The sequence below is a fragment of the Streptomyces sp. NPDC020917 genome (assembly GCF_044333795.1).
Classification (GTDB): Bacteria; Actinomycetota; Actinomycetes; order Streptomycetales; family Streptomycetaceae; genus Actinacidiphila.
In genome coordinates this window covers 222,122-240,518 of record NZ_JBIRRR010000001.1, presented here as the reverse complement: position 1 = coordinate 240,518, position 18,397 = coordinate 222,122, and the positions used below count along the sequence as shown (strand labels likewise).

Annotated in this window: 13 protein-coding genes; 4 read left to right on the top strand and 9 right to left on the bottom strand. The window is 74.6% G+C overall.

The annotated features are described in order from the left end of the window. From ACH4TG_RS00990 to leuA, 5 genes are all read right to left on the bottom strand, one after another. On the bottom strand, window positions 1–705 hold the full coding sequence (locus ACH4TG_RS00990; protein ID WP_398239474.1) for a response regulator: 705 nt from the start codon (window positions 703–705) through the stop codon (window positions 1–3). After that, the gene (locus tag ACH4TG_RS00985; RefSeq protein ID WP_398239472.1) at window positions 702–2,198 is read right to left on the bottom strand and encodes a sensor histidine kinase; all 1,497 of its coding nucleotides are present in this window, start codon (window positions 2,196–2,198) and stop codon (window positions 702–704) included. The genes ACH4TG_RS00990 and ACH4TG_RS00985 overlap by 4 nt, the downstream gene beginning before the upstream one ends. Before the next feature lie 307 nt (window positions 2,199–2,505). Continuing rightward, window positions 2,506–4,656, bottom strand: coding sequence for an MMPL family transporter (locus ACH4TG_RS00980; RefSeq protein WP_398239470.1), 2,151 nt, complete (start codon window positions 4,654–4,656; stop codon window positions 2,506–2,508). A 158-nt stretch (window positions 4,657–4,814) separates the two neighbouring features. After that, window positions 4,815–5,522, bottom strand: coding sequence for a TerB family tellurite resistance protein (locus tag ACH4TG_RS00975; protein WP_398239468.1), 708 nt, complete (start codon window positions 5,520–5,522; stop codon window positions 4,815–4,817). Window positions 5,523–5,784: 262 nt separating this feature from the next. After that, window positions 5,785–7,548 (bottom strand): 2-isopropylmalate synthase, encoded by a 1,764-nt coding sequence (gene leuA / locus ACH4TG_RS00970; protein WP_398239466.1) that lies wholly within the window; start codon window positions 7,546–7,548, stop codon window positions 5,785–5,787. A 311-nt stretch (window positions 7,549–7,859) separates the two neighbouring features. On the opposite strand from leuA, the gene ACH4TG_RS00965 reads away from it, so the two are divergent. Beyond that, window positions 7,860–8,981: a M4 family metallopeptidase gene (locus ACH4TG_RS00965; protein WP_398239465.1), complete on the top strand. Its 1,122-nt coding sequence runs from the start codon at window positions 7,860–7,862 to the stop codon at window positions 8,979–8,981. 7 nt (window positions 8,982–8,988) lie between these two features. Further along, window positions 8,989–9,249 (top strand): protealysin inhibitor emfourin, encoded by a 261-nt coding sequence (locus ACH4TG_RS00960; protein ID WP_398239463.1) that lies wholly within the window; start codon window positions 8,989–8,991, stop codon window positions 9,247–9,249. 15 nt (window positions 9,250–9,264) lie between these two features. Here ACH4TG_RS00960 and ACH4TG_RS00955 read toward each other — a convergent pair whose 3' ends face one another. Both ACH4TG_RS00955 and ACH4TG_RS00950 read right to left on the bottom strand, forming a co-directional pair. Continuing rightward, window positions 9,265–10,362: a hypothetical protein gene (locus ACH4TG_RS00955; protein ID WP_398239461.1), complete on the bottom strand. Its 1,098-nt coding sequence runs from the start codon at window positions 10,360–10,362 to the stop codon at window positions 9,265–9,267. A gap of 490 nt (window positions 10,363–10,852) precedes the next feature. Beyond that, window positions 10,853–11,851 carry a MerR family transcriptional regulator gene (locus ACH4TG_RS00950; RefSeq protein ID WP_398240437.1) on the bottom strand — a complete coding sequence of 333 codons (999 nt, stop codon included), beginning with the start codon at window positions 11,849–11,851 and terminating at the stop codon, window positions 10,853–10,855. 136 nt (window positions 11,852–11,987) lie between these two features. On the opposite strand from ACH4TG_RS00950, the gene ACH4TG_RS00945 reads away from it, so the two are divergent. Beyond that, on the top strand, window positions 11,988–13,553 hold the full coding sequence (locus ACH4TG_RS00945; RefSeq protein WP_398239460.1) for an alpha/beta hydrolase family protein: 1,566 nt from the start codon (window positions 11,988–11,990) through the stop codon (window positions 13,551–13,553). 129 nt (window positions 13,554–13,682) lie between these two features. Here the strand turns inward: ACH4TG_RS00945 and ACH4TG_RS00940 are convergent, their stop codons facing one another. Continuing rightward, window positions 13,683–14,546 (bottom strand): DUF2797 domain-containing protein, encoded by an 864-nt coding sequence (locus ACH4TG_RS00940; RefSeq protein ID WP_398239458.1) that lies wholly within the window; start codon window positions 14,544–14,546, stop codon window positions 13,683–13,685. Between the two features lie 989 nt (window positions 14,547–15,535). On the opposite strand from ACH4TG_RS00940, the gene ACH4TG_RS00935 reads away from it, so the two are divergent. Continuing rightward, the gene (locus ACH4TG_RS00935) at window positions 15,536–17,797 is read left to right on the top strand and encodes a serine/threonine-protein kinase (protein ID WP_398239456.1); all 2,262 of its coding nucleotides are present in this window, start codon (window positions 15,536–15,538) and stop codon (window positions 17,795–17,797) included. A 60-nt stretch (window positions 17,798–17,857) separates the two neighbouring features. Here the strand turns inward: ACH4TG_RS00935 and ACH4TG_RS00930 are convergent, their stop codons facing one another. After that, on the bottom strand, window positions 17,858–18,292 hold the full coding sequence (locus tag ACH4TG_RS00930) for an ATP-binding protein (RefSeq protein WP_398239454.1): 435 nt from the start codon (window positions 18,290–18,292) through the stop codon (window positions 17,858–17,860). Between the last annotated feature and the right edge of the window lie 105 nt (window positions 18,293–18,397).

Here is an 18,397-nt window from a genome sequence, read left to right as displayed (position 1 = left end):
TCAGCGGGGCCGGCGGTCCGTGCTCGGCTCCACCAGCCCCGACTCGTAGGCGGCGATGACCAGTTGGGCCCGGTCGCGGGCGCCGAGCTTGCCCATGATCCGGCTGACGTGGGTCTTGGCGGTGAGCGGGCTCAGGCCCAGTGCCTCGCCGGTCTCGGCGTTGTTCAGGCCGCGGGCCACCATCGTCAGCACCTCGCGCTCCCGCTCGGACAGGCAGGCCAGTCCGGCCGGGGCGGGGGCACCGGACGGCGGCCGGTCGGGCAGCCGCAGCACCCGGGCGATCAGCCGGGCGGTGGGGCCGGGCGAGAGCAGCGCGTCGCCGGCCGCCACGGTGCGGATGGCGTCCAGCAGCTCCGCGGGCCGGGTGTCCTTCACCAGGAAGCCGGACGCGCCCGCGCGCAGCGCCGCCAGCACGTTCTCGTCGTCGTCGTAGGTGGTCAGCACCAGGATGCGGACGCCGGCCAGGTCGTCGTCCGCGGCGATCCTGCGGGTGGCCTCGATGCCGTCCAGCTCGGGCATCCGGACGTCCATCACGATCACGTCGGCGCGCTCGGTGCGGGCCAGCGCGATGGCCTCCAGCCCGTTGCCCGCCTGCCCGACCACCTCCATGTCGCGCGCGGACTCCACGAGCATCGCGAACGCGGCCCGCACCAGCGTCTGGTCGTCGGCGAGCAGCACCCGGATCGGCTGCGGCGTCGAGGTCATCGCGGTTCTCCGTGGGTCTCGGGGTCGGCGGGGAGGGACGGCACGGCGCCGGCGGCCGGGGGCCCGGCCGCCGCGGGTTCCGTGGCGGCGGGTGCCGCGGGTACTGCGGGTGCGGGTGTGGCGGGCGCGGCGGCGGCGCGATCGGCCGTGAACGGCAGGTCCGCGGTGACGGCGAACCCGGGGCCGTCCCGGCGGGGTCCCGCGGTGAGGGTGCCGCCGACGCTGCGGGCGCGCTCGCGCATCCCCGCGATCCCGAAGCCGATGCCGGGGCCGTCGGCCCGGTTGCCGTCGCGGGTGGCGTCGCCGCGGCTGCCGTCGGGCAGGGCGCCGTCGGTACGTGCGCCCTGCGGCGCCGCGGCGCCGGCCGGCGGGCCGTCGGGCCGGGCGGCCGGAGTTCGGGCGCCCTCGGGCCGCGGGGCGTCCTTCCCGGCGCCGTCCGGGCGCTGCGCGGGCACCCGACCGGACCGGCACCCGTCGTCGGTGACCTCCAGGCGCAGGCCCGGGCCGACCCGGCTGACCCGGACGGTGATGAGCGGCTCCGCGCCGCCCGCGTGCCGCAGCGCGTTCGTCAGCGACTCCTGCACGATCCGGTAGGCGGCCGCGCCGACCGCAGGCGGCACCGGTTCCGCGCCGAGGTCGAGGGTCAGGTCCACGCGGGCGCCGGCGACCTCGGCGGCCTGCGTGAGGGACGGGATGCCGGCGAGGTCCGGCAGCGGTCCGTCCCCGTCGGCGCGCAGCACCCGCAGCGTGGTGCGCAGTTCGGCGCGGGCCTCGCGGCAGGTCTCGGCGATGGCGTCCAGCGCGGCGGCGACGGCGGTGCGGTCCAGCCGTTCCGGGTCCGCGACCAGGATGTGCGCGGCCACGGACGTCTGGACGCCGATCAGGGTGATGCTGTGGGCGAGCAGGTCGTGCAGGTCGCGGGCGATCCGCAGCCGCTCCTCCGCGACCCGGCGGGCGGCCTCCTCCTCGCGGGTGCGTTCGGCCCGCTCGGCGCGCTCCTTGATCGCGGCCACGTAGTTGCGGTGCAGCCGCAGGCCCTCGCCCGCGATGGCCACCGCGAAAACCCAGCCCGCGCTCTTGAGCATCTCGGGGCCGGCGTTGGGCTTGTCGATGGCCGACATCACCGCGGCCATGGTGAGGACGACGGTCGGCACGATGACGAACGTGCGGCGCGGCGGCCCGGCGACGGCCAGGGCGAACAGCGCGACCATGCTGGAGAGGATCGGCGCCTGCTGGATGTTCTGCAGGTAGTGGTACGGCCCCACGGCCAGGACCATCCCGGCCAGGCACCACATCGGGGCGCGCCGCCGCCACACCAGGACGACGGCACTGGCCACCAGGAGCAGCCACCCCACCAGGTTCGGCCGGTGGCTCCCGGACGCCTGCGGCAGCAGCAGCGCCAGCGGCACCTGGATCGCCAGCACCAGCCCGGCGACCGCCAGGTCCCCGCGCCCCACCCGCGGCCCGCGCCGCCCCACCCGATGCACCAGCACGCCCCCATCCTGCGCGACACCCACCCTTTCCCTCACCCCCTCTCCCAAGACCGGCAGCCGCCGACGATTTCCGTACCCCCACGGGGGCCACCCGCACCCGACGACGAAACCCGCACGGGTGGTGCGGGTGGGAACCCCCGGCGGGCGCAGCCCGCCGCACTCCCCCCGGCGGCCGCCCGCCGACGATCCCCGCACCCCCGCGGCCGGGGGCGCCCCACGCACAAGTCGCACCCCGAACTCCCGCCGCCCACGGGGCCGCACCCCGACTTCCGCCGCCCCGCGGGGCCCCGCACCCCGAACCCCCGCCTCAGCGGGAGCCGACCCGCACGGGTTCCACCTCCACGGCAGGCGCAGAGCCATCGACCCCGCGCCGCCCGGCCTTCCAGGGTGCCCACCACACCCGCCGCCCCAGCAGCGCCGCAGCCCCGGGCACCAGGAACGTCCTGACGACGAACGTGTCCAGCAGCACGCCGAGCGCGATCACCGACCCCATCTCGACCATCATCACCAGCGGCATCGACGTCAGGACGCTGAACGTCGCCGCGAGCACGATGCCCGCGGACGCGATCACCCCGCCGGTGGCGTCCAGCGACGTGACGATGGCCTTCCGCGGCTCGGCCCCGCGTACCGTCTCCTCCCGCATCCGGTGCATCAGGAAGATGCCGTAGTCCACGCCGAGCGCGACCAGGAAGACGAAGGTGAGCAGCGGCAGTCCCGGGTCCATGCCCTTCAGGCCCAGGACGGGCCCGAACAGCAGCCCGCCGATGCCGAGCGCGGCGCCCCAGACCGCGACCGTCGCCGCGGTCAGCAGCAGCGGCGCAATCAGGCTGCGCAGCAGCGCGGCCAGCAGCAGGAACACCGCGCCGATCACCAGCGGGACCACGAGGTTCCGGTCGCGCGACGAGGTGGTCGCGGTGTCCAGCCGCTGCGCGCTGGTCCCGCCGACCAGCCCGTGCTCGGGGGCGGTGGCGGCCCGCAGCCGGCGGATGGTGTCGTGCTCCGCGGGGCTGTCCGGTGCGGCCGCCGGGTAGACGGAGATCTCGCTCCATCCGCCGCCGGTCCGGCCCGGCGCGGTGCTCGCGACGCCCGCGGTGCCGCGTACCGCGGTCTCGGCCGCCGCGGCCTTCGCGGTGGGCACCACGACGGTGACCGCCTGGGTGCTGTGGTCGGGGAACGCGTTCTGCAGGATCCGGCCCGCGGCGACCGAGTCGGGCGTGCTGGTGAACGTGTCGTCCTGGCGCAGCGAGCCGGGCAGGTTGCCGATGCCCAGGGCGAGGGCGCCGACCGCCGCCATGGACGCGACCAGCACCACCACGGGCCGCCGGGTGACGAGTTCGCCGATCCTGCGGTACAGCCCGCGCCCGGTGCGCGGCTCGGCCCCGTACGCGGGGATCAGCGGCCAGAACACCCGGCGGCCGAGCAGCACCAGCACGGCGGGCAGCAGCGTGGTCATCGCGGCGAGCGCGCACACGATGCCGACGGCGCCCGCCGGGCCCAGGCCGCTGCTGCTGTTGAGGTCGGCGGCGAGCAGGCACAGCAGCCCGGCGACGACGGTCGCCGCCGAGGTGAGCACGGCGGGTCCCACCCGGCGCAGCGCCGTGGCCATCGCCTGGTACGGATCGGCGGTGTGCCGCAGTTCGTCGCGGTACCGGGAGATGAGCAGCAGCGCGTAGTCGGTGCCGGCGCCGAAGATGAGCACGGTCATCACGGACGAGCTCATGCTGGAGACGGTCAGCCCGAAGCCCTCGACGAGCCCGTAGGCGACGGCCATCGACGTGCCCGCGGCGACGCCGACGACGCCCAGCGGCACCAGCCACAGGAACGGGCTGCGGTAGGTGAGGATCAGCAGCAGGGCGACGACGCCCGCGGTGGCCATCAGCAGCGGGCCGTCGACGCTGCCGAACACCTCCCTGGCGTCGGCCTGGGCGCCGCCGGGCCCGCCGACGAGCACGGTCAGGCCGTCCGGCCGGCCGTCCGCGAGCTGCGTGCGGACCTTCTTGACGACGTCCTCGGGTTTGCCCGCGTTCTGCGCGATGGCGACCGGCACCATCGCGGTGCGGCCGTCGGCGGCGGTGACGGTGTGCGGGGCCGCGCCCACGACGGGGAAGGCGGCGCGCAGCGCGTCGGTCTGCTGCTGCACGGCGGCGCGGTCGGCCGCGGTCAGCCCGCCCGCGCGGCGGTAGACCAGCACCAGGTCGGTGGAGCCGCCGCCCGGCATCGCCTGCTGGATCCTGGCGACCTGGGTCGACTGGGCGCTGGCCGGCAGGTAGTCGACGGCGTCGTCGTGCTTGACCCCGCTGAGCTTCCCGGCGAACACGCCGGAGACGGCGAGGACGACGATCCACAGGGCGATCACCGCCCAGGGCAGGGCGCGGCGGGTGCGTCCGGTGCCTGCCGAAAGGGGCGTCGGCGGGGTGGGTGGGGTCGGGGAGGGTGCGGAGGTCGGCTCGGCCCGCATCGCTGGGCTCCTCGGGATCGGCTGGTGGGATGTCCACCAGCGTCCCGTCGCGCGCGGGGCGTTCGCGTCGCGCGGACGGCCGAGAAGCGCGCTACTCCGGGGGGCTCACCGGGTGCGGGGTAATCCCCGGGGAGTAGCGGGGCCGGACCTGCCGCGGGTCAGGAAGCGGTGGCCGCGGCGGCGGTCAGGAGCCGGTCGATCTCGTCGGTGTGCAGCGACAGGCAGCGGCCGATGGCCTCCAGCACCTCGCGCTCGGCGGGCAGGTAGGGGCCGTCGGCGAGGGCGATGTGCGCGCCCTGCAGCAGGACCCGCTCGCGGCCCTGGGTGAGCAGGTGGTCGGCCAGCGGTTCGAGGGCCTCGTGCAGCTCGATGGACAGCCAGCTGCCGCAGCCGTCGACGGCCTCGGCGAACGAGTCGGGGCCCAGCTCCTCGGAGCGGCGGAACCGGCCCTCGTCGGCGACGATCGCCGCGAGCAGCCCGAGCAGCTGGTCCTCGGTGCAGTCGCTGAACCCTGCCGAGCGGACCGCGCCGACCGCGGCCTCGCGGGCCGCCCGCCCGGACGCGCCGCCGGCGGTGAGCACGGCGAGGGCGATGGTGTGCACCGCGTCCCTGAGCATCGCGGAGAAGCGGGTAGTGGTGGGCCGCAGCAGCACCTCGGCGCCGAACTGCCGGTGGCAGGCGGTGCACTCGATGACGGTGCCGGCCGGGCCGCGGGTGAGCAGCGGCACGTTGAGCACGGTCAGCCTGCGGGTGCCGGTTCTGCGGTGGTAGGCGCGGTCGCCGCCGCAGTCGGGGCAGTAGAACTCGCCGTCGTCCTCGGTGCGCCATGCGGTGCGCACTCCCCAGATACACAGCCCCAGCTTCATCACGCTGCACCCTCCGGCCGGCTTCGTCCCGGTACGCACCCTGCCTGTGGCCGCACGCGCGCGAAACGCCCCGGCAACGGTGCCGTACAGCCGTGATGTTAGCCACACATCTGGCACCTGGTCAGTACCGCGTACGGGGGCAATTCGCCGGATCGGGCGGCAATCGCGGGGCGCGGGCCCGCCGCTTGCCGGCCGGTCCTCGCCCGTGCCTGCCTGCACCGGGAACGCGGCGGCCGGGAGGATCAGCGCCGCTGGAGGGGGATCAGCGGAACGCGCGGTTGACGGCGGAGACGACCGCCTTCAGGGAGGCGCGGGTGGTGTTGGGGTCGATGCCGATGCCCCACAGCACCCGTCCGTCGATGGCGCACTCGATGTAGGAGGCGGCCTGCGCGGACGCGCCCTCGCTCAGCGTGTGCTCGGAGTAGTCCAGCAGCCGGGCGTCCACGCCGACAGCGGCCAGCGCGTCGAAGAACGCCGAGATCGGTCCGTTGCCGGTACCGGTCAGGGTGGTCTCCGCGCCGTCCACCACGGCCTCGACCGTGAGCGCGTCGGTGCCGTCGCTGGACGTCGACGCCTGCGCCGAGCGCAGCGTGATCCGGCCCCACGGGTTCTCCGGGGTGGGCAGGTACTCGTCCTGGAACACCGACCAGATCTGCGCGGGCGTGACCTCGCCGCCCTCGGTGTCGGTCTTGGCCTGGATGATCCGGGAGAACTCGATCTGCATCCGGCGCGGCAGGTCCAGCTTGTGGTCGTTCTTCAGCACGTAGGCGATGCCGCCCTTGCCGGACTGCGAGTTGACGCGGATCACGGCCTCGTAGGAGCGGCCCACGTCCTTGGGGTCGATGGGCAGGTACGGCACCGCCCACTCGATCTCGTCGACGGTCTTACCGGCGGCGGCCGCGTCGGCCTCCATCGCCTCGAAGCCCTTCTTGATGGCGTCCTGGTGGGAGCCGGAGAAGGCGGTGTAGACCAGGTCGCCCGCGTAGGGGTGGCGCGGGTGGACCTCCATCTGGTTGCAGTACTCGGCGGTGCGACGGATCTCGTCGATCTCCGAGAAGTCGATCTGCGGGTCCACGCCCTGGCTGAACAGGTTCATGCCCAGGGTGACCAGGTCGACGTTGCCGGTGCGCTCGCCCTGGCCGAACAGGCAGCCCTCGATCCGGTCCGCACCGGCCATGATCGCCAGCTCGGCGGCGGCCACCGCGGTGCCGCGGTCGTTGTGCGGGTGCACCGACAGGCACACGTACTCCCGCCGCGACAGGTTGCGGGACATCCACTCGAACCGGTCGGCGTGCGTGGAGGGCGTGGAACGCTCCACCGTGGCGGGCAGGTTGAGGATGATCTCGCGGCCCTCCTCGGGCTGCCAGACGTCCATCACGCCCTCGCAGACCTCCAGGGCGAAGTCCAGCTCGGTGTCGGTGAAGATCTCCGGGCTGTACTGGTAGCCGAAGACCGTCTCGTCGTCGAGGATCTTGTCGGCGTACTCCATCACCAGCCGGGTGCCGTCCACCGCGATCTGCTTCACCTGGTCGCGGCTGCCGCGGAAGACCACCCGGCGGAAGACCGGGGCGGTGGCGTTGTACAGGTGCACGGTGGCCCGCCGCGCGCCGCGCAGCGACTCCACGGTCCGCTCGATCAGCTCCTCGCGGGCCTGCGTCAGGACGGAGATCGTCACGTCCTCGGGGATCGCGTCCTGCTCGATGATGGAGCGGACGAAGTCGAAGTCGGTCTGGCCGGACGACGGGAAGCCGACCTCGATCTCCTTGTAGCCCATGCGCACCAGCAGGTCGAACATCTCCCGCTTGCGGGCCGGCGACATCGGGTCGATCAGCGCCTGGTTGCCGTCCCGCAGGTCGGTCGACAGCCACCGGGGGGCCTGGGTGATCCGGGCGTTCGGCCAGGTGCGGTCGGGGATGTCCACCTGCTCGTACCGGCCGTACTTGTGGATCGGCATCGCGGTGGGGCGCTGGCGCACGGTCGCGGCGGTGATGGGCGTGGCGCGACCGACACGGTTCGGGGTGGTCATGGGGGCTCTGGCTCCTCGGGGGTCCGCTTGGGGACGGCCGACGGCTGGAAACGCCGAACTCCGCGGGGAGGGGGTCGGCCTACGACTACAGGCCCTCGCCGCGGCAGCTAAGGAGAAGCAGCCCGAAACGCATGATGGGTCCGACCATAGCCGCTCGCCGTGCGATCACCCAGCCGATGCGGGTGTCCTCTCAGTATGCAAGACAGCCGGATCAACCGGGCCCGTCCACGCGAACAGTGATCATTCCCTCCTTTTCGTGGATCTTGACGCCAGCTCGTGACAGTGCGTAGGGAAAGTGCCACATTGCGCGCATGGGAGTTTTCTGCACGATCGTGCCGCCGCACGTCCTCGACACCCTCGCCCGCTCCGGTGACGCCGCGCTGTCCCAGGCCGCGCGCCGCACCCTGGAGCACGACGCGCGCGAACGCACGCGCCGGCGGCTGACCACCGTGATCGGCCCCACCGGGGCCGACCTCGCCGCCGGCCCGCCGTCCGCCGGGTCGGACACGCCGCAGCGCACCATCCACGACGCGAAGCACAAGGACACGCTGCCCGGGCCGACCGTCCGCACCGAGGGCGCGAAGGTGTCGAAGGACGCGAGCGTCAACCGGGCCTACGACGGCCTGGGGGCGACCTTCGAGACGTACCTGAAGGCGTACGGCCGCCGGTCGGTCGACGGGCAGGGGCTGCCGCTGGTCGCCAGCGTCCACTACCTGAAGGACTACAACAACGCCTTCTGGAACGGCGAGCAGATGGTGTTCGGCGACGGTGACGGCCGGATCTTCCTGGACTTCACCATCCCGGTGGACGTCATCGGCCACGAACTCACCCACGGCGTCACCCAGTACAGCGCCAACCTCGACTACTTCGGCCAGTCCGGCGCGCTCAACGAGTCCGTCTCGGACGTCTTCGGCAGCCTGATCAAGCAGTACACCCTCGGCCAGACCGCCGAGCAGGCCGACTGGCTGATCGGCGCCGGCCTGCTCGCCCCTTCGGTGCACGGCCACGCGCTGCGCTCGATGAAGGCGCCGGGCACCGCCTACGACGACCCGAACCTCGGCAAGGACCCGCAGCCCGGCTCGATGAGCGGCTACGTCTCCACCTCGCAGGACAACGGCGGCGTCCACATCAACTCGGGCATCCCCAACCGGGCGTTCTACCTGGCCGCGGCGGCCCTCGGCGGCCACGCCTGGGAGCAGGCGGGACAGGTCTGGTACGACACGCTGACCGGCGGATCGCTGTCCGCGCACGCCCAGTTCGCGGACTTCGCGGCGGCCACGGTCGCCGCGGCGACCGCGCGCTACGGTGAAGGGGAGCAGTCCCGGGCGGTCGCCGCGGCCTGGCAGGAGGTCGGTGTCACCCCGGCCGGCGGCACCGCGGGCACCAGCGGTGTGCCCCGCCAGCAGCCGGGCGAGCAGACCCAGGAGGCGTGAGCAGCCGATGCGCATCGAGGTGGTCCGCTCCGGCGGCCTGGCCGGCATCAGCCGCCGTGCCGCGATCGACACGACCGGCCGGCCGGACGCGGGCCACCTCCACGCGCTGGCCGAGGCGGCCCTGGCCCCCGGCTACCCGCAGGCCCCCGTCCCCGACGGCTACAGCTACGACATCACCGTCGACTCCCGGACGGTCCACTGCGCCGACCCCCAGCTCACGCAGGCGCAGCGGGAGTTGATCGAAGTGCTGCTCGACGAGGGGGCCTGAGCCGGCCGTGCGGCGTCAACCGCCCAGCGCGTGGACCATGTTCATGAGGGTCTCGATCTGGGCGCCGCCCTTGATCGGGTAGTCGGTCCCCCCCAGGTAGCCCCACCAGTCCCAGCAGCCGTACGGGTTGGCGGCGCTCGGCATCGCCTGCGGGTACAGCACGATCATGTGGTTGGTGTCGGCGTACTGGTCGAGGTTGGCGCGGTCCACGAACGCGGTGCCGACGTCGCTGTAGTCCTGCGCGCAGCCGTGCAGCGCGACCATCAGCCGGCACGCCTGGCCGGGCGTGCACGCGGCGGGGACGTAGGCGAAGCCGGTGGAGTCCATGCTCAGGCCGTTCGCCCAGCCGTTCACCGCGTATCCGTCCTGGCCGAACGCGACCAGGGTCCCGCTGAGCGGGCCGGCAGCCGGCGCGGCGACCGAACCGAACAGGGTGCGCAGCAGGGCGTTCTGCGGGTCGGTGCCGCAGTTGTCGAGGAACGGCGAGGCGGTGGCGGTGCAGTCCGAGGTGCCGTACGGGGTGACCCAGCCGTGGCCGGCCTGCGAGCCGTTGTCGTACGTCACGTTCGCGCCGAAGTGCCGGTAGAACGCCACCCCGTCGTCGCTTACCGGCGCCTTCACCGTGGTGTCGTTGCCGCCGTGGAAGACGTACACCGGCCGCCCTGACAGGTTGCCCACCGGATCGGTCCAGCCGTACGCCGACCACAGCGAGGCGTCGGCCTCCAGCGTGGCCAGGTGGTCCGGGTACAGGGTGTCGCCGCACCCGTAGAGCGCCTGGGCGGCGTTGTTCTGCGCGCAGTAGTAGGGGCCGGCTCCGAAAACGGCGGTGCCCTTGATCGTGCGGGAGTAGGCCACTTGGAGCTGGCCCGCCATGTAGCCGCCCGAGGACACCCCGGCGACGTAGACCCCCGAGATGGTGTGCCGGCTCAGCGCGCCCGGCGTGGGCGGCACCGTGTACAGGGTCGCCGCGGGCGCCGCCGCGGAAGCAGGTGCGGCCGGTGCGGCCTGTGCGCTGCCCGGCGCCAGCACCGCCACGACGGCGGCCAGCGCGGCCGCCCCCGCCCCCCACCATCTCCGGGACGCCCCTCCACCCGACCCGCTGCCCATGCCCATCGCCGCCTCCACCCTCCGTCGGCCCCGCGCCCGGGCAGCGTAAATCCCCCCACCCCACCCCGCGATGTCCCCCACCCCCACCCCCACCACCCCCCACATGTGCCCCCCACCCACAGACACCCCCTGGCCACCCACCCCAGGGGCACGACGAACCGCGCGCCCAACCACAACCCACCGGAAGCAACCCACCGCCCCCAAGGGGCACCCACCCAGGGGCGCGGGGAACTGCGCGACAAGCCACAACCCACCGGAAGCAACCCACCGCCAAACCGGGGCACCTCCTCAGGGGCGCGGGGAACTGCGCGCCCAACCACAACGCACCCGCACCAACCCACCGCCCCCAAGGGGCACCCACCCAGGGGCGCGGGGAACTGCGCGACAAGCCACAACCCACCCGCAGCGAGACCCCAGCGCAACCCGAGCCCACAAGGGCGAGCCCGCCCGGAAGCCGGCGCAACCCGAGCCCACAAGGGCGAGCCCTCGCAGAGCCTCAAGCAACCTCGTCCACAGAGCCGAGCGCAGCGAGAAGCCAGCCGTGCGCCGCCCCCGGCGTCGTATGCGCCGGAGGCGACAACTCCGCGACCAGCTCCCAGTAGCGGTCGATCCGCGGGTCCGCCGCGAGGACCGGCCCGAGCCGCCGCCGGAACGCCGCCGTGTCCGGCACCCCGCCGGCCGAGGCGTACGCGGCGACGAAGCAGTCGAGCGCCTCGCCGGGGTGCGGCGCCCGCCCCGCCCGCACGTGCGGCGCAGCCAGCCCGTACGCCTCGTCGAGCCCGCCGTAGAGCACGGCCGGCCGGAATCCCTGGCCGGGCCGGTGGGCCGCGGGCTGCCCGCGGTCCGCGTCGGTGCACTCCCCCTGCGTCATCGCGTTCAGGCGGGCGAACGCCAGCACCTGCCCGGGCGTCGGATCCGCCGGGATCTGCGGCACCGACCGCTCCAGGACGAGCGACACCACCGGCGACGGGAGCCGCGGCGGCAGCCAGCGCCGCCAGAAGCGGGCGATCACCGCGGTGCTGGGCGGCGCGGACACGGCCGCGACCAGCCGCAGCCGTTCCGCGCGCTCGCCCGCCGGGCACTCGTGCAGCAGTTGGAGGGCCGCCTCCCGCCAGCGCAGGGCGGCCAGTTGGGACCCCACCTCGCCGAGGCGCCGCGCGACCGCGTCCTCCAGCGCGCTGTCCAGACCGCCGCCCGGCGCGCCGTCGTCCCACCCGCCTGCCGGGCCGGCGCCCGGCGTCCCGTCCCCCCGCTCCAGGACGCGCCGCACCTCGGGGACCGGCAGGTCCAGGGCCCGCAGCGCGCGGATCATCGTCAGCCGGTCGAGCGCCTCGGGCCCGTACCGCCGGTGGCCGCCCGCGCTGCGCGCCGTCTCGGGGAGCAGGCCCAGGTCCGAGTAGAAGCGCACCGTCTTGACGGTCACGCCGGCCTGCGCGGCGAGTTCGCCGATGCTCCACGTGCTCTCGCGCGTACGCGCGCCCCTGCGCTCGTTCAGGCGGTCGTTCGTGCTGTCGTTCGTCCCGTCAGCGGCCACGGCTTGAACCTCCCTCAAGGGGAGTTCCTACGGTACCGGCGAGCGCGGACGGCCGAGGCGGCCGGTCCGCGGAGGCACCGCGTGCGAGGAGACGCTCATGACGTCATCGACAACGGCGGCCCCGACGGCCTTCGTGCTGGTCCCGGAGATCCACACCGGTGCCTGGGTGTGGGGCGCCCTGGCCGAACGGCTGCGGGAGTCGGGGGCCGTCGCCCACCCCGTGGAACTGTCCGCGGCGCCCGGCGCGGACCTGGAGACGCACATCGGCGAGGTGCGGGACGCGGTCGCCGCGGTCGCCGCACACGCGCCCGCCGCCCAGGTGGTCCTGGTCGGCCACGGCTACGGCATCCACCCGGCGCTCGGCGCGGCCGACCGCGACCCCGGCCGTGTGGCGCGCGTCGTGTACCTCGACGCCGGCAATCCCCAGGACGGCGACCCGCCGCTCGCCCTCGTCCCCGACCAGGCCCTTCAGGAGTCGCTGCACAAGTCGCCGCAGGAGTCGGCGCCGGGCGGCGGTCAGGTGGTGGCGCCGCCCGCGCCGGGCGCCCTGCACCGGTGGGGAAGCCTGGCGGGCGTCCCCGCCGAGGACGCGGCGCTGCTGGTGGAGCGGGCCGTGCCGCAGCCGGCGGCCACCCTGACGCAGCCGCTGCGGCTGACCGGGGCGGCGGCCGGGCTGCCGTCGACCGGGCTGCTGTGCACGGCGAACGGGACGAGCGTCGGGCTGGTCGAGCTGCTGGCCGGCATGGGCGATCCGCGGATCCTGGCGCTGGCCGAGCGCGACGTGCGGTTCTTCGACCTCGCGACCGGGCACTGGCCGATGCTGTCTTGCCCGGACGAGCTGGCCGCGGTGCTCGTCGAGGCGGCGGCCGGGGGCGGGCAGCGGCTCACGCTGCCGGAGGGGGCCGGAACAGGAAACGGCACCGCGATGCCGGCGCGGACGTTCCTGCTGGACGTGGCGGAGTGCCCGCGCGAGCGGATGGGGCGGGTGGACCTCCATCTGCCGGACGCGGCGGAACCGCGGCCCGCCGTCGTCTTCGTGCACGGCGGCCCGCTCCCGGCGGACCGGCGGCCCACGCCGCGGGACTCGCCGACCTTCCTCGGCTACGCCCGGTACGCGGCCTCGCTCGGCGCGGTCGGGGTGACGCTGGACCACCGGTTCCAGGACCTGTCCTCCCTCGGCCGGGCCGCCGAGGACGTCGCCGCGGCCGTCGACCTGGCGCGGGCCGACCCACGGGTCGACGGCGACCGGATCGCGCTGTGGTTCCTGTCCGCGGGCGGCGTGCTCTGCGCGGACTGGCTGGCCGCGCCCCCGCCGTGGCTGCGCTGCGTCGCCCTGACCTACCCCATCCTGGCGCCGCTGCCGAACTGGGGCCTGGACAGCACCCGTTTCCACCCGGTCCGTGCTCTCCCCTCGGCCGGCCCGCTCCCCCTGGTCCTGACCCGCGCCGGCCTCGAACACCCGGAGATCGCCGCGACCGTCGACGCCTTCCTCGCCGCGGCCGAGGACTGCTCCGCCACCCTCGACCTGATCGACCTCCCCCAGGCCCACCACGGCTTCGAAACCCTCGACCACACCCCCGAGACCCGCGCCGCCGTCCACCAGGCCATGACCTCCGTCCTCCACCACCTCAACGCCCCCGCCCGAGCCCGGGAACGTCCGTGAGGTGACGCCTCGCCGGCCGACGCCAGACCGACACGGCCCAACCCACGCCGCGCCCGCGGAGGACCGAACGTCCTCCACCCGTCGACGTCGGTCACCGCGCGGCCGCCCATGGCCGTGAAGCTCAGAACATCAGAACAGCGGTTCCACGTCGTGTTGTTGGCGGGGCGCGAGGGGGATGAGGGGAGCCGTGGACGGGGTGCCGGGCGGGGTCGGGTGGAGGGTCCAGCCGGACAGGAGGCGGGTGTCGAGGAGGACGGGGGCGACGTCGGGTGCGTCGAGGGCGGTGAGGTAGAGGTCGGTGCCGACGCGGCAGGCGATCCGCGCGGCGACGGTGGTGCCGGGGGCCAGGGGGGCGATCGCGGCCCGCGGGTGGATGCCGTCCGCGGGCAGGCCGTACGTCGCCGCGTGGTCGCTGACCTGGGGTTCACGCGGCTGCTGGCCGGACGGCGGCCAGTCGGGCAGGTCCCGGACGCGGACGGCGAGGGCGTCCAGCTCGCCGGCGCGGCCGTCCGCGGTGCCGGGCCGCAGCCGCGCATCCCGCTTGCGCGTGGTGGACACCCGGTCGGGCAGCCCGAGGGCGGCGCCGAGCAGGTGCTCGCTGCGGCGCGCCGACATCAGGGTGCCCGAGGACAGGAACAGCGAGGCCAGCGCGCCCTGTTCGCGCAGTCGCGCGATGCCGCGCTCCACCGCCGTGATGCCGACCTTCACGGTCGTGCCGTGGTGGGCCAGGTACACCGCGAAGGGCCGCGGGTCGTCGGGCCGGGTGTCGGCCGCGATGGAACTGGAACGGTCGAGCGCGGTGCAGGCCGCGCACAACCCGGACTTCGCCTCCGGCGCCAGCGCCTGGTCCTGCGGGCACCGCACCCGCCGGCCGGCCCGCCACACCCCCAGGCACTGCCGGTCGTCGCCGACCCGGAACCCCAGATCCGCCCCCAGCCCGAGCCCGCTCGTCCGCCCTCGCCCCGGAACGGCTCCCATGTGCATCCACTCCATGACGGCCTCCCCGCCGGGCCACCCCATGCCCGCAGCCCGCCACCCCGCCTGCCCTCGCCCGTCCATCCTCCCGACGCTACCCCCCGGGTCCGACACCCCCACCCCACACCCAGCCACCCCACGGGGCACCCCGGTCGCCGAAGGGGCGCGAGGACCTGCGCGACCAACCCCAGCGAACCCTCAGACGGGAACGCACCCCCAGGGGCACCCCGCCCCCGCCCCGCAGGGGCGATGCCCCAGGAGCGCGGGGAACTCCGCGCCCAGCCACAACGCCGCCGCAGACGGCAAACCACCCCACCAGGCACCCCGCACGCCGCAGGGGCGCGAGGAACTGCGCGACCAACCACAACGGCGCCGCACCCGGCAAACACCCCCACCAGGCACCCCGGAAACCGAAGGAGCGCGGGGAACTCCGCGCCCAGCCACAACGCTGCCGCAGACGGCAAACCACCCCACCGGGCACCCCGGAAACCGAAGGGGCGCGGGGAACTGCGCGACCAACCACAACGGCGCCGCACCCGGCAACGCACCCCGCGGGCACCCCGGAAACCGAAGGAGCGCGGGGAACTCCGCGCCCAGCCACAACGCTGCCGCAGACGGCAAACCACCCCACCGGGCACCCCGCACGCCGCAGGGGCGCGGGGAACTGCGCGACCAACCACAACGGCGCCGCACCCGGCAACGCACCCCGCGGGCACCAGCACCAACCAGAACCCCGCCGCCCGCCGCCAGGCGCCCACCCCCGGCGGGGAGCCGTCCCCCCGGCGGGGCAAGCCACGCCCGAGCCCAAGCCCAAGCGGCAAGCAGCAAGCGGCAAGCGGCAAGCGCCCACCCCCGTCCGCCCTCCCAAAAGCCGAACCCTGCAACCGAACCCCTCCAGTTGCCGTGTCAGCCTCAAAGACAGCACACTCAACTCCCTCGCCTTCGGCACCAGTTGACGGCGACGTCCGCGGGACGCGGCAAAGCGGGGGAACGGGAGGGCACGGGGGATGTCAGGGATCGGGATCAGGCCGCTCGGCGAGGACGATCCGAAGCGGCTCGGGCCGTACCGGCTGCTGTGGCGGCTCACCACGGGCGGCATGGGCCGGATCTACCTGGCCCGGTCCACGTCCGACGGCCCGCTCGTGGCCGTGAAGACGCTGCTCGCCGAGGGCGAGGTCAACGAACCCGACCGCAAGCGGTTCGCCCGCGAGATGGAGCTGGCGCAGCGGGTCGACAGCTCCTACACCGCCCGGGTGCTGGACTCCGACGCCCGCGCCGAGCGGCCGTGGATGGCGATCGAGTACGTCCCCGCGCCGTCGCTCGGCGACCTGGTGCGCGAGTCCGGCCCGCTGCCCGCACCGAAGCTTCCGTGGATCGCGGCCGGCGCCGCCCAGGCCCTGCTGGCCCTGCACGGCAAGGGCGTCGTCCACCGCGACGTGAAGCCGCAGAACATCCTGCTGCCGCTGACCGGCCCCCTGCTCATCGACTTCGGCATCTCGCACGCCTTCGACAAGACGACCACCTCCCTGACGCTGGGCACCATCGACTACACCTCGCCCGAGCAGGCGCACGGCGAGCACTCCACCCCGGCGTCCGACGTCTTCTCGCTCGGCGCCACCCTGTTCCACCTCGCGGTGGGCCGCGCCCCGTACCCGCTGATGGACGACGGCCCGCTCCAGCGGCTGGCCCGCGTCCAGGCCGGCCGCCTCGACCTGGCCGGCCTGCCCAAGGAACTCGAACCGCTGATCCGCCCGTGCCTGGCCATCGATCCGCGGCTGCGCCCCGAACTCGGCGACCTGCTGGTGCAGTTCGTGGAGGCCGCGGAACCGGCGCCGGTCGGCGCCGGCCCCAGCGGCCGCCTGCCCGTGCGGTGGACGGCGCTGATCGACGCGTACGAGGCGCACGGCCGGGCCCTCGGCCGGGACCAGGGCGCCGTGCACGCGATGACCGACGAGGTGAGCCGGCCGCTGCCCCCACCGCTGCCCACCCGTATCGACTCGGAGGAGCGGGCGGCCCGCGAGGAACGCGAACGGCTGGCCGCCGAGGCCCGCGAGAAGCGGGAACGGGAGCTGCGCGAGGCGGCGGAGGCCGCACGGCAGGCCAGGGCCGCCGCGGACGCGGCGGCGCGCGCCGCGGAGGACGCGGCCGCGGCACGGGCCGCGCAGGCCGAAGCGGAGGCGGCGGCACAGGCAGCGGCCGCGGCGGAAGCCGCCGAGGCCGAACGCCGGCGCCGCGCGGCCGCCGATCGCGAACGCCGGGAGCGACGGGAACGACGCGAGCGCCAGGAACGGCAGGAACGGGAGGAGGCGCGGCGGCGGGCGGCGGCCAACGCGTCGGCGACCACCCAGACCAGCAGGCAGGCGGCCTCCTCCACCTCCACCAACCGTCCCGGGAGCGGGAGTTCGTCGGGCGGCGGCCTGGTCCTCGCCGCCGTGCTGGTCGTCGCGCTGCTCATCTGGCACCCGTGGCAGAAGTCCGACAGCTCTTCGGGCACGACCAGCGGCGCGTCCAGCAGCTGGTCCAACACGCCCAGCTACAGCCCCTCGGACAGCTCCGACAGCTCGGGCGGCTCCTCGGGCGACACCCTGTCCGACAGCAGCGGGGGCAGTGCCAGCAGCGGCGGCAGCAGCAGCAGCGGCGGCACGGCTGCGAGCTCCACGTCCTCCGACGGCGGCAGTTCCTCGGGCAGCGACAGCAGTTCCTCGGGCGGGGTGGCCCCCGACACCGATCCGCCGACCACGACACCCGCGCCCGATCCGACCGAGGACGCGTTCAAGGCCGTCTCCACCGGCGACTGCCTGCCGGTCTACGACACCGGCCGCGGCGGCACCAAGGTCGACTGGAGCACCGACGTGCCGCCGCAGCCCGTGTCCTGCGGCAGCACCGGCTACGCCGGCCTGCTGCGCGTCACCAGCACGTCGAGCAGCGTGTGCCCGAGCGGCCAGGGCCAGACCTGGTGGTCGTACACCTCCGGCTCGGGCGACAGCACCAAGCTGTGCCTGTCGCGGATCTTCATCAAGCACTACTGCGTGCTCGGCAAGCAGTCCGGCGACACCATCTCCATCGGGGCGCTGACCGCCGTCGACTGCCATGCGACGCGCGTCCCGGTGCCGTACAACCAGGTCATGTGGATCAGCGGTGTCTACCAGGCCCCGCCCGGCGCCAACGCCAACAACTGCGTGCAGAGCCAGAGCGACCGCACCCGCTACTGGGCCTGGCTCGTCGACGGCGGCGCGGCCCTGCTCTGCACCACCATCTTCCACAGCTGACGCCCCGGGCTCTCACCCCGATGAACTCCCGGCCAGGTGCGCGCTTGTCCGGCTGAACCGTCAGCCGGATAACGCCACTTCGGCCCACACCGTCTTGCCGACGTCGCGCGGGGCCACACCCCACTCCTTGGCGAGGGCCTGGACGAGGAGCAGGCCGCGGCCCGACTCGGCGTCGGCGGCGGGCGTTTCGATGCTGCCGGGCTCCGGTGGCCGCACCTCCCCCCGGGTGTCGCTGACCTCGATCCGCACCAGGCCGTCGCCGAGGGCCAGGGTCAGCTCGAACGCCCGCCCGGCCACCCGCCCGTGGGTGGCCGCGTTGGCGGCCAGTTCGGCCACGATCGCGGCGACGGACTCGGCCGCGTCGCTGTCGTGCGGGTGCCCCCACGCGGCGAGCTGACGGATCGCCAGATGGCGGCCGAGCCGTGCCGAGTGCCGGGTCGCCGGCAGCCGGAAAGAATTGAAGTCTTTAGGTCGGGTGGAGATTTCACTGTTCACGTGACAGAGCGTGTCGGGCCGTACCTAGGCTGAAAAGTAGTGATGCCGGTACGGGGAGTGACCTGTACGGGTCCCGCACGGCTGCGTCCGGTCTGACGGCCGCAC

What these genes read in the sequence shown, in the direction of transcription:
- ACH4TG_RS00980 (WP_398239470.1), bottom strand. Translation starts at nt 4,656, where the DNA reads ATGCGGGCCGAGCCGACCTCCGCACCCTCCCCGACCCCACCCACCCCG.
- ACH4TG_RS00940 (WP_398239458.1), bottom strand. Translation starts at nt 14,546, where the DNA reads ATGGAGTGGATGCACATGGGAGCCGTTCCGGGGCGAGGGCGGACGAGC.
- ACH4TG_RS00960 (WP_398239463.1), top strand. Translation starts at nt 8,989, where the DNA reads ATGCGCATCGAGGTGGTCCGCTCCGGCGGCCTGGCCGGCATCAGCCGC.
- ACH4TG_RS00975 (WP_398239468.1), bottom strand. Translation starts at nt 5,522, where the DNA reads ATGAAGCTGGGGCTGTGTATCTGGGGAGTGCGCACCGCATGGCGCACC.
- leuA (WP_398239466.1), bottom strand. Translation starts at nt 7,548, where the DNA reads ATGACCACCCCGAACCGTGTCGGTCGCGCCACGCCCATCACCGCCGCG.
- ACH4TG_RS00955 (WP_398239461.1), bottom strand. Translation starts at nt 10,362, where the DNA reads ATGGGCATGGGCAGCGGGTCGGGTGGAGGGGCGTCCCGGAGATGGTGG.
- ACH4TG_RS00990 (WP_398239474.1), bottom strand. Translation starts at nt 705, where the DNA reads ATGACCTCGACGCCGCAGCCGATCCGGGTGCTGCTCGCCGACGACCAG.
- ACH4TG_RS00965 (WP_398239465.1), top strand. Translation starts at nt 7,860, where the DNA reads ATGGGAGTTTTCTGCACGATCGTGCCGCCGCACGTCCTCGACACCCTC.
- ACH4TG_RS00945 (WP_398239460.1), top strand. Translation starts at nt 11,988, where the DNA reads ATGACGTCATCGACAACGGCGGCCCCGACGGCCTTCGTGCTGGTCCCG.
- ACH4TG_RS00935 (WP_398239456.1), top strand. Translation starts at nt 15,536, where the DNA reads ATGTCAGGGATCGGGATCAGGCCGCTCGGCGAGGACGATCCGAAGCGG.